The following is a 10,264-nucleotide window of genomic DNA, read 5'->3' as shown; positions in this document are numbered from 1 at the left end:
GGCGTAGTAGGTGCCCTGGTGCCAGCCGTGCCGGCGTAGGTAGAGGGCAGCCATCCGCAGCAGATCGGCCGGGCTGACCGGCGCGATGGCGGGCGGTTTCTGGGTAGCCTTCATGGCAACCACGTCCTTTCGGGGACTGTTGGTGGAGGTCGGCGGAACCGGACTGCTTTCCAGGGCTGATGCCGGTTCCGTCGACTGTTAGCTGGTGCGGAGCCGCAGGTAGCGGCGGTGGCGGGTGTCGTCCCCACCCATCTGGTGCGGTGCGGAGACGTAGACGAGCCGGCCCGTCTGCCGGGCGGCGTGGATCATCACGGCCAGGTCCTCAGGACTGCCGACGACCCACATCTCGGTGTACTGGTTGGCCCGCTGGTTGCTGGCCTTGGCATAGGTCCGTTCGCGGGTGGTCATGCCGCCATCCCCCAATCGGCAGGGGAACTGGGCGGGGTGGTGATGGTGCCGGGCCGGCGGATCCACGCGGCGTAATCCGCGATGCCGGCGATCTGCGAATCCGACAGGTAGGCGACCTTGATGCGCCGGGGAATGCCGCCCTCAGCGATGAGGTAGGCAGCGCCCTGGTTGGTGGGGGCGATGTCGGTGGCGGAGTAGCCCTGTTCGGCCCAACCGTGACCGAGGACGATGTTCGAGCTGTTCGGAGTGGTACACCGGAACGCGGCCCGGTAGCCGAACAGATCCCGCAAGCTCGTGGGGATGATGTCGAAGGACGGCCGCTGAGTAGCGGCAACGACGGGGATGCCGGCCGCGCGGCCCCGGGCGACCAGGTCCCGCAGCAGAGCGACGAACTCTTCCTGCTTGCTGCCGACGGTGGCGGAGTAGAAGGCGATTTCGTCGACCAGGACCGTGATGACGGAGAGCCCGTCGAGGGCGGTGACCTTGCGTCGGTTGTGGGCGCGGAGCCAGGCGTAGCGGTTGTTCATCACGACCTGGAGCCGCCGGAGGACGTCGAGGGCGGCGGTGATGTCGGGGCCGATGAACGCGTCGGCGGAGTCTTCCCACTGGCCGAGTTCGACGAGCTTGCCGTCCAACAGGACAAGCCGGCTGTCGACGGAGAGGGCGGCGTGGGCGGCGATGCAGTTGAGCAGGCCGGATTTCCCTCCGCCGGGTTCGCCGCCGGCGAGGAGGTTGCGGTAGGCGAGGGTGATGTAGACGGGCTGGCCGAACTCGTCGATGCCGATGAAGATCGGGTCGAACATCGACAGGCCAGGCCCCACCGGAACCCCCGCAGACGACGGGGACGCGGTAGCGGTAGCCATGATTGCCCTCCTTCGGGCGGTAGGTGGGCGCGAGAAGCCACACGAACGAGCCGCAATGGCTCCCCGCGTCCCTAGGCGAAGTGGTGGGTTAGATCCAGTCGGAAACGTCGTCGTCCGGCACGGACGACGAGGCAGCCGCAGGCTTGCTGCCGTTGGCCGCAGCAGTGGCAGCCGGCTTGGCCGGCTTGCTGCCCGAGGTGCCCTGCTGCTTGGGCAGGGTGATGGTCGGGGCCTGCACGTCGGGCAGGTCCAGAGCGGTCGGCACCACCGGGGGTGCCTGCTCGACGGTGGGGGTGGCCGGGTCGATCACGTCGACCAAAGGTGAACCGACGTTGGCGGTCAGTACCTCGCGGCGTTTGATGTCGAACCGCACGTAGGCGGCGTTGCCGTCGGAGGCGCGTTCGATGAGCACGGTGGAGGCGTGGCAGGTCACGGCGATCTTGTCGAGCCGGCCTTCCAGGTCCTTGACCGACAGGCCGGGGCGCAGGTAGACCCACACCCGTTCACCGACCGGCGTCGGGGTGGCCCACAGGATCAGCGGCAGTGAACCGGACTGGTTGGCGATGATGAACTGCGCGAAGCACACCCGCAGCCGATGCCGCACCACCAGGCACCAACCCCACGCCATGATCTGACGCCGGATCACCGGAACACCGGCCGGGACACCGACGACCAGGGCTACAACCAGCAGCGTCACCAGAGTCGGAGTGTGGGACGCGAGCTGCACCCAACCGACCAGGAGCAGCCCGGCAAGGCCGATTTCCGGGGTCCACCACCACAGCAGCCGGATCACCGGCCAGATACGGACCAGCACCCACACGATCCCGCCCAGGGGAACGCCGACGCCAATGCCGACGAACAGGGCAAGGATCGGGTGCATGTAGGAAGCGGCCACCACGGCCGCGAGCAGGCCGACGATGACCGCCGTCATGACGAACGCCAGGCGGGCGTTACGTGCGGAGGAACGGTGAACACGGGCCTCGATGACCGTCACCGTGCCGTTGCTTCTGCCGCCGAAGGGGCGGCGAGGGCTAGACTTGGACACGACGAGTCCTCCCTTGCGAGGGTGGATGAGTTGGAGGGCACGGGGTCGGCGATGTAGGAGTCGGACCGACCCCGCGCCAGCTCTTGCGGGGATGCCACCACCACAGGTGGTGACGGGCCGGGAATGTAGGAGTCGGAACCACTCCCGGACCCTGGATCTCAGATCAGCGGACCATCAGGCCGCTTCGTGAGTCAGACACCAGAGGCTCACACAGCGCGGTGAGCGAGGGACCTACTTAGCCGCCGAGGTACCAGACTTCGGCTTCAGCGAGATGGCGCGGAACGCGACGCCGTTACGCCCGTTGGTCGCCCACGGAATGGCCTCCAACTGCTCGACAGCGACGAGCTGTCCCACCGTCACGCCCGGCTTCTCACCCGCCGTGGTGATGGTGATGATCTCGCCGCCGGTCTCGTCGAGAACGAAGACCTGGGTGGACCACATGAGCCGGCCAGTGTTCTTCTCCGACCGCTGGTTGCCGTTCTGGTCGTTCTTCGGCTCCGGGTCCTTCGTCACCTGGACCTGCTTGCTCTGGGTGTCCACGTACAGCTTCACGGCTGTCTCCTGTCTGCTGGGGCACCGCTTGTCGGTGCACTCCGTGTCTTCATGTCTTCATGAAGACGTGCAGACAACGTACGACGGGCAGTGGATCCCGTCAAGACTTCATGAAGACCTAAACTGAAGGCTGACGTGGAGGAGTGTGAAGACATGGCTAAATGGGAGCGAATCGCCGCAGACTGGCGCGAGAAGATTCATTCGGGAGAGCTCGTGCCCGAAACGAAGCTGCCGAACGAGCAGAAGTTGAAGGCTGACTACGAGGTCAGCTTGCCTGTCGTCCGGCAAGCGCTCGATGCCCTAGAGGCAGAAGGTCTGGTCGACCGTCGCCATGGTCGAGGCACCTTCGTTCGGGCACCCCGGCAGCGAGTACGACGCTCTCCGGAGCGGTACCAGTGGGAGAAGGACCGAGCCCGACTGCCCGAGTCCCAGCGACGCCGCACAGGCGCGACCGAGCGGGACACCGGACTCGTCATGCAGGACCTGGAGTTTGCGGCCGAGTACCGAACCGTGCCGGCAAGCGCCGAGCTGGCGCGACTCTTCAGCGTGCCTGTCGGGGCCAAGATGCTTGAGCGCACCTACCGCACGAGCTCGCGCAAGGAGAAGGTGCCACTCAGCCTCAACACGTCCTACATGGTCTACGACGTGGTTGCCGAGAACCCCGCACTGCTCGACGACAACAACGAGCCATGGCCCGGCGGAACGCAGAACCAGCTATTCACCATCGGCATCGAGCTAGACCGGATCGTTGATGAGATCACCGCACGGCCGCCTTCGGCGGACGAAGCCGAAGCCCTGAAGCTGCCACCGGGGGTGTCAGTGCTCATCCTTCGCAAGATCTCCGTCGACACCAAAGACTGCGTCGTTGAGGTCTCGAACGTCGTACTGCCCGGCGACCGCACCGAGTTCGTCTACACAACGAAGCTCGCGCGGTGGTCCGAGTGAAAATCTCCGTCATCACCCCGGTCCACCCGCCGAGCATTCCCTACCTGGCCGATGCCTACGAATCACTTCGATCGCAGGAGTTGCCGGACGGATGGGTCTGGGAGTGGCTAGTCCAGGAGGACGGGCGCACCGGCAAGGTTGAGGCTTCCCTACCCAACGACCCACGCATCCTGAACGGAACAGGCAAGACAGGCGGTCCAGGAACCGCCCGCAACATGGCCATGGCCCGCAGCGACGGCGACCTGTTGCGAGTCTTGGACGCAGACGACCAACTCACGCCAGGCGCCCTCACCCGCGAGATCGAGATACTTGCCAGCCGGCCCGACATCGGCTGGACCACGTGCAGCGTGCTCGACCTGATGCCCGACGGATCGACGATCGGATGGCAACACGCCGACCCGCCAGGTGGCACCCTCCAGCAAGGCGACGTACTGACCTACTTCCGCAACAACGGATACCGGCTCCCGGTTCACCCCGCGACGCTGTGCATCCGACGCGAACTCGCGCTTGCCCTTGGCGGATGGATGGCCCTACCCGGCGGAGAGGACACCGGCCTACTGATCGCCGCGTCAGTCGTGACCGACGGATACTTCATCGCGGAACCAGGGCTGTTGTACCGCAAGCACCCCGACCAGATCACCGCCCAGAGCGACTGGACCGCGACCGAAGAATGGCAGCTCCGCATGCAACTCATCGAGGCACGGGCCATCGCGTTGCAGACGCCCTACCGCACCGCCAGCACCTGATCCTGAGAAGCCTGCGGTTGGCCCCGACCCGAACAGGGGCCGGCCGGCTGCCGGCGATGTCGGGTCTCAGTACGTGCGTGACAGTCCAGTCTCAGGACGTAGGTGACACCTCCGGCTAGAAGATCCCGAGTTGGCCAGGGTACGGAGTCGGCGGGTCCGGTTCCGGCAAGAGCTCCGCGGCCTCGGCGGCTAGACGGTCGATCGTCTCGACGGGCATGAGGAAAGCGATGTGCCAGGTCTCGTCGTCGTGGCCGATCAGGGCTGTGACGGTGTCATCGTTGATGGCCCAGTGCACCGGTATTCCGGCGGCGTCGCCGATCTGCAAGGCGCGTCGGGCGGACCAGTCGGCCTGGCGGATGGACCGCAGACGAGCGAGTTCGCTGAGGTGGGCCCAAAAATGGAACTCCCACGATGGTGCTTGCAGCATCACCACCACGACGGCGGGATCGTCACCACTGCGATCTATCGTCACGTTGACCATCGGCGAAGGATGACAGACGCGGCTCGGTGACAGGGACCAAGCCCGAGGTGCTCACGATGCTGCGCCTAACGCCGACTCCGAGGAGCCCACCAAGCTCATCCACCACTCCGCGGAGTGTCACGCAGGTCCTGATACCGATCTGTCACGCAGGTCCCGAGACCGGACAGCCGGCTGCCGGCGATGTGGTTCAAACTTTCTGTACGTCTTCAAGGCGGCCCGCAACGGGCCGCACGCGCCGCCGATAGGGCGTCATGATCGCCCGGCCGGGGATGGCCGGGCGATCATGCCCAGTGCCCTCGGCTGGCGCTTTAGGGCGGAACCCCGGGGGCCGCCACAGATGGCAGCGCCATGGTCTGGTGAGGTGGGCGGGCCAGCAGCCGGCCGGGGCGCGGCGGCCGTCTACCGCCGCGCCGTAGGGCGACGTGCGGCCGGTCGGGGTGGGGGTGCGGCGCGGAGGATGCGGGGCCGCCCCTCCGACCTCAAGGGCGCTTCGCGTCGCTGCGCGACGGCCCTACGGGCCGCCCTTGACCCCGGAGCCTCTGCGACCCCTCGGGCCGGCGTTGCCGGCAGGCGGGGGCCTGCCCGTGATACTCGCGCCGCACCCCCACCCCGACCTCGTCGCGCAGGTCGCCGTCGTCGTCCGGTGTCAAGGAAGGCTTGACGCCGGATCTGTGGCCACGGTGTCTCTAGATGTAATCCTCGGCCCTAGCTGGTTCATCCGGCAGAAAATCAGTGACGTCCTCACTGGTGTTCTCTGTCTTGTCCGTAGCGATGAGATTGAGGCGCTTGAGCCTGGAGAGGATGCCGCCTGTCTGGCGTCCGAACTCGTCGGCCAGCCTCTTGATGCTGGCTCCAGCTTGGTAGCGCTCGGTCAAACGTTCTTCGTCCTCAGGGCTCCACGGCTCGTAGGCGTTGGGATGGCGGCGGCGTACCTCGCCGACACTGAGCCGTTCGACGACGGTTCCCTGACCGAGTGCGGCTGCGATAGCGCCGAGCAGCGAGGCGACCGCCCGACCAGAGGCGGCAACGTCATTGACGTCGACGGCACCACTGAGCCGGCCGAGTGTGGCGCCCGAGTCGTCGAAGATCCGGACATCGAGCTGTACGTGCTGCTCGTCGTTATAGGTCGCTCTGATCCGATAACGCCGGTCACCCCGTCGCGTCTCGCGGACAACGTCAACCGTCTCCTCAGCCGGCTCGCTTCCATCGGCGTGCATGAGTGGTGTCATGGGATCGACGGTAAGGCTCAGCACCGACAATCCGCCGCCGCGTAGCCTCGCCCCGGAGCTGGGCTAAGGTCCGTGTCTACAGTCGCCGGAAGCCCTATGTCCGATGGCGGCCGATCTGGCTTGTGATCCGAAGAACGCGGTCACATACGAACAGCCTGTTCATCTTTTTGCCGGTGATCTCCCTTAATAGTCCAAAGTCAACCAGCCGGGCAACCGCCTGGTTAGCCGCCTCAAAGGATCTCCCAATCATGTCTCGCACGGTTGGGACGTCGATGATCGGATATCCGATAAGGTTCTCCGCGATATGCAAGCCGGAGCCCCGAAAGCCGGCTTCTCTTAGCTCGCTCACCATGAGGTCCCGTTGGTTAAGGAGCTCTCGGATCGTAAGGATCCCGTCTTCCGCTTGAGATCTGACGGCCTCCGAAAAGAGCTCGACCCACGGGTTGAAATCTCCTGTAAGCGTTACTTCAAACAGTCCGGAGATGTACTGATCGCGCCTTGCCTCGAACCATGGGGCAATATTAAGAATGGGATGACGTAGGACGCCTTCTTGAATCAGCTGAAGGATCGCCAGAAGGCGGCCAACTCGGCCATTTCCGTCGTTGTAGGGATGTAAGGACTCAAACTGATAGTGGGCGATAGCCACCTTGGCAACTATGGGGATTTCACTGTCGCCGTTTATCCACTTCTCCCAGTTGCTGAAGCCTTCCTCTAGGATCTGACCGTTCGGAGGGGGCACATAGCGTGACTCTTCGATTGGCTGTCCGGGCGCACCAATTTTGACTAGCCGCTGACGAAGGTCTCCGGCATCGTACGTGTCGCCCGAGGTGCCTTGAACGATGCACTTCTGCAACTGGCCGACAACAGTTCGGCTCAAAGGGTACTTCTCTAAGAGGCGGATGGCGGTGTCTGTGGCGCGAACATAGTTGTATGCCTCACGTTGATCGGCGGACATGTGCCGATCCTCGATGAACTCCGCCTCCAAGACCTCATCAAACGCAGCGTAAGTTCCTTCTAAGGCTGACGTGCTTACAGCCTCTCGCCGAACGAAGGGACGAACGAGTAAGCCAGGGTTGGGAAGCTGGAACAGAGCCTCGTCCAGGCGAACCACCGCCATGGCCGCCTTTGACGCCGCGTTGACGGCACGTAGCGTGAGTTCAGGCTCGACAGGCAGTGGAGCGGGTTCGAAGGCAAAGTAAGTCCAGTTGCCGACGCGGGGGTCCGTCCCTGAGATTGGGACAAGCCGACCCAGAGGTGACGCACGGAGAGCTTCGAGGTCCACAAGGTTCAAGCTTAGACGCCTAAAGTTGAACCTGCCCTCCCCGGATTCAAGATTCCTCCGTGTGTCCGCAGTAGCTTCAACCTAGGCCGGCCTTAGCTTGAACTTACGCGGGTGTAGTTCAAGCTGACGCGCCTTCGCCCCGTCACGCTCTGTCATGGCAGTCTTAGACTCCAGGCCGGGCAGGGACGCAATGTGCATGGCCCAGCCCCGAAACAACCGATTAGTTCCTCATTGACATGCCCGCTACGCTCAGAGCGCCCGTTGGGTGCTTGCATCGCGGAGCGACGCTCTGAGCGTAGCGGGCATCCTCGCCTAGTTGTCGCACGTCTCTGCCACCCTGCTTTGCCCGTCCGTTGGAGACTCGATCCGGGTCGGCGCTGGGCACTTGGATGGACTCGGTTCCGAGGATTGCAACGGTTCCGCAGACGGACACGGACGGCAGTGCACAGAGCTCGTAAGCGAGGCGTCAGGCAGCAGGGAAGCAGCGCGAGCCTCGATGCCGGTCAGTCCGGGACGTCAACCGACGACGTGCGGTACCTGCTCGCCGACGTGGGCCGACACCGGCTGGCACTGGCAGCAGCCGACAGCTTGAAACCGCATCCCCCCGGCGGGGGTCGCCGCCGATGCCGGAACCTGGACGGCGAGCGATCGACTGGCGAGATCGTCGGGCACAAGCCGGGCACAACTGACGCCGACAAGGGCTGTCAACCGCTGTAAGGCAGTGAGAGACCTTGCCCAGGTCAGGACGGCGATCCGCCCGATCTGTGATGATCCACAGACCGCCGGAGGGGTTCAGGGTTCGAGTCCCTGGCGGCCCACCACGGATCTGAAGGTCAGTCTCAACGTGAGCTTCGAGCCTCGCAACGCGGCGGCCTGAGGCGGTCACGGCGTTGCGCATCGCGCGTTTGAGTACGCACTACTCAGGACGTGCCTGCGACGGTTCCTTAGGTTCGCCCTCATGATGTCCTCTCGATCCGTCCTCTCCTCCGGAACGTGGTTCCGGCGCGCACTGACGACCCTGACCTGCGGTGCCCTTCTGCTCCCTACGATCCTCGCCTCACCGGCCAGCGCCGCCGACGGTCGACGCAGCGATAAACTCTCCGACCTGCGGGTGTGCGACCTGTCCGCCTGCTACCTCGCGCTAGGGGTCGTGGACACCGACGGCGACGGGGTGGCCGACGCCGACGAGATCGCCCTCGGCTACGACCCGCTCGACCCGGCAAGCACCCCGCCGCTGTCCCTTGTCCTGGACGCGACGCTCGGCGGGAAGCTGCCGACCTATGAGCTCGGGTACGGCACGTGGGCCGTGTTCCCGGAGGAGTTCGTCAAGGGCCTCGAAAAGAAGTGGTACGACCTCCAGGACCGGCCCGGGGGCGTCGGATCGAGCCTTCCGTCGCAGGTCTTCGGGATTCCCACCCGCAGGGGCAGCATCGCCCTCGCCGGGATCGACGACGGGCTACTCAAGGGCCTCGGCATCGAAGCGCCCTGGAAGACCGGCCTGGCCTTCGGCCTGACCCTCGACAGCGCCGGTAAGAAAATGGGGATCGACCTGGGCCGATTCAACGGCAGCTGGTATGGCGCGTACGACGGCGTGACCGGGTGGTGGGCAGCCGGCCACGGCGGCGAGAAGAACTGGAGCACCGACAAGGGAACGAGAGTCACGGAGTATGGCGACGGGTCCTCGTCGAGAACCTGGGACGGTACGCCGGGGTGCGACGGACTGTGCACGTCGAGCAGTCGGACCGAGTACTACGACTCGGGGCTGAACACGGTGGGGTCGTCGACCGACGAGGCGTACTACGACCTGAACGGCAGGTACCACACCGACCGGACGCAGCGCGACCAGAACGGGAACGTCGTCAAGGAGACGCACACCACCCACGAGAAGAACAAGGAGGGTGGCACGACGATCAAGAAGGACACCACCGAGTACGAGCGCGACGAGAACGGCAAGGTCACCGGGACGAAGAAGACCCACACCGAACGGACGGTCGACAAGGACGGCAACGAGACCTCGTCGACCACCAAGACCCAGAAGTGCGACGCCAAGGGTGAGAACTGCCACGACGCGATGACCACCGGCGAGGAGGTCACCGGCCTGGCCCTGCCCGGCACGGCCTGGCTCTCGCACCGGGAGGCGTCCGCCGCGCTCGCCAAGGTGCTCACGATGAAGGGCGCGACGGTCACCCCGGTCCAGGACGCCCCCACCGTGATCGGCGTCCTGACCGACGACGACGTCAACGCGGCCCTGCACCGCCGGGACCTGATCTCCCTGTTCTCGGGCGACGACATCGCCACCCACGTCGGGGCGATGGTCCTCGGGACCGGCTGGAACAAGGCCAAGCCGGAGACCCGCCCCGACCTGCCCAGCCCGCTCGATGGGGCGACCGGCAGCGGGGGCCCCGGCGGAGGCTGCCCGTCGGGCCCCGGTACCTGCTGAGACCGCTGTCCGACGGCGGCGCGGCTGGCATCGCAGACGTCCGCCGTGCCGCCGTCGGAGAGCGTGACTAGCGGTTCGGGATCCCGTACCGCGCGAGGTCACCCCGCGAGGTGATGCCGAGCTTCGCGTAGGCGCGGGACAGGTGGTTCTCCACCGTCCGCACCGACAGGACCAGCCGCTCGGCGATCTCGGCGTTCGTCGCCCCACCCGCAGCCAGCTCGGCGACGAGGCGCTCGCGGGAGGTCAGCGGGTCGGCGGGCGCGGGAGTGCGGC

Annotated in this window: 12 protein-coding genes; 3 read left to right on the top strand and 9 right to left on the bottom strand. The window is 65.6% G+C overall.

All coding sequences use genetic code 11. The features are described 5' to 3' along the window. The 5 genes from C1I95_RS37350 to C1I95_RS27870 form a co-directional block, all read right to left on the bottom strand. Positions 1 to 114 (bottom strand): DUF6197 family protein (locus C1I95_RS37350; RefSeq protein ID WP_438941345.1); only part of this gene is annotated, 114 nt, incomplete at its 3' end. Positions 115 to 198: 84 nt separating this feature from the next. Continuing rightward, positions 199 to 408, bottom strand: a complete 210-nt coding sequence (locus C1I95_RS27885) for a hypothetical protein (protein WP_111218190.1) — start codon at positions 406 to 408, stop codon at positions 199 to 201. Continuing rightward, entirely contained in the window at positions 405 to 1,271 is an 867-nt protein-coding gene (locus C1I95_RS27880; RefSeq protein ID WP_111218188.1) for an FtsK/SpoIIIE domain-containing protein, read from the bottom strand. Before C1I95_RS27880 ends, C1I95_RS27885 begins: the two co-directional genes overlap by 4 nt. 88 nt (positions 1,272 to 1,359) lie before the next feature. Continuing rightward, positions 1,360 to 2,316: a hypothetical protein gene (locus C1I95_RS27875; protein ID WP_233513928.1), complete on the bottom strand. Its 957-nt coding sequence runs from the start codon at positions 2,314 to 2,316 to the stop codon at positions 1,360 to 1,362. Between the two features lie 231 nt (positions 2,317 to 2,547). Continuing rightward, entirely contained in the window at positions 2,548 to 2,868 is a 321-nt protein-coding gene (locus C1I95_RS27870) for a hypothetical protein (RefSeq protein ID WP_111218185.1), read from the bottom strand. Between the two features lie 153 nt (positions 2,869 to 3,021). Between C1I95_RS27870 and C1I95_RS27865 the strand changes: the two genes are divergently transcribed. Continuing rightward, complete coding sequence (locus tag C1I95_RS27865; RefSeq protein ID WP_111218192.1) at positions 3,022 to 3,813, top strand: GntR family transcriptional regulator; 792 nt, start codon at positions 3,022 to 3,024, stop codon at positions 3,811 to 3,813. Then, positions 3,810 to 4,559 (top strand): glycosyltransferase family 2 protein, encoded by a 750-nt coding sequence (locus tag C1I95_RS27860; RefSeq protein WP_233513927.1) that lies wholly within the window; start codon positions 3,810 to 3,812, stop codon positions 4,557 to 4,559. Before C1I95_RS27865 ends, C1I95_RS27860 begins: the two co-directional genes overlap by 4 nt. Positions 4,560 to 4,674: 115 nt before the next feature. Here C1I95_RS27860 and C1I95_RS27855 read toward each other — a convergent pair whose 3' ends face one another. The 3 genes from C1I95_RS27855 to C1I95_RS27845 form a co-directional block, all read right to left on the bottom strand. Continuing rightward, the gene (locus C1I95_RS27855; RefSeq protein WP_111218181.1) at positions 4,675 to 5,040 is read right to left on the bottom strand and encodes a hypothetical protein; all 366 of its coding nucleotides are present in this window, start codon (positions 5,038 to 5,040) and stop codon (positions 4,675 to 4,677) included. 686 nt (positions 5,041 to 5,726) lie between these two features. After that, on the bottom strand, positions 5,727 to 6,269 hold the full coding sequence (locus C1I95_RS27850; protein ID WP_146605872.1) for a hypothetical protein: 543 nt from the start codon (positions 6,267 to 6,269) through the stop codon (positions 5,727 to 5,729). Between the two features lie 94 nt (positions 6,270 to 6,363). Next, entirely contained in the window at positions 6,364 to 7,551 is a 1,188-nt protein-coding gene (locus tag C1I95_RS27845) for a Fic family protein (RefSeq protein ID WP_111218177.1), read from the bottom strand. 958 nt (positions 7,552 to 8,509) lie between these two features. On the opposite strand from C1I95_RS27845, the gene C1I95_RS35430 reads away from it, so the two are divergent. Beyond that, on the top strand, positions 8,510 to 9,991 hold the full coding sequence (locus C1I95_RS35430) for a thrombospondin type 3 repeat-containing protein (RefSeq protein ID WP_158566488.1): 1,482 nt from the start codon (positions 8,510 to 8,512) through the stop codon (positions 9,989 to 9,991). A gap of 67 nt (positions 9,992 to 10,058) precedes the next feature. Here C1I95_RS35430 and C1I95_RS27835 read toward each other — a convergent pair. Next, the coding region (locus tag C1I95_RS27835) for a helix-turn-helix domain-containing protein (protein ID WP_146605871.1) at positions 10,059 to 10,264 on the bottom strand (206 nt) is incomplete at its 5' end.

Origin of the sequence: Micromonospora craterilacus (assembly GCF_003236315.1) — a bacterium.
In the GTDB taxonomy this organism is placed as follows: Bacteria; Actinomycetota; Actinomycetes; order Mycobacteriales; family Micromonosporaceae; genus Micromonospora; species Micromonospora craterilacus.
The sequence above is the reverse complement of the archived record's forward strand: the minus strand, read 5'-3'. Positions and strand labels throughout refer to the sequence as shown.

Coding starts and splice junctions, on each gene's coding strand:
- C1I95_RS27885 (WP_111218190.1), bottom strand. CDS start 408: ATGACCACCCGCGAACGGACCTATGCCAAGGCCAGCAACCAGCGGGCC.
- C1I95_RS27880 (WP_111218188.1), bottom strand. CDS start 1,271: ATGGCTACCGCTACCGCGTCCCCGTCGTCTGCGGGGGTTCCGGTGGGG.
- C1I95_RS27865 (WP_111218192.1), top strand. CDS start 3,022: ATGGCTAAATGGGAGCGAATCGCCGCAGACTGGCGCGAGAAGATTCAT.
- C1I95_RS27855 (WP_111218181.1), bottom strand. CDS start 5,040: ATGGTCAACGTGACGATAGATCGCAGTGGTGACGATCCCGCCGTCGTG.
- C1I95_RS27850 (WP_146605872.1), bottom strand. CDS start 6,269: ATGACACCACTCATGCACGCCGATGGAAGCGAGCCGGCTGAGGAGACG.
- C1I95_RS35430 (WP_158566488.1), top strand. CDS start 8,510: ATGATGTCCTCTCGATCCGTCCTCTCCTCCGGAACGTGGTTCCGGCGC.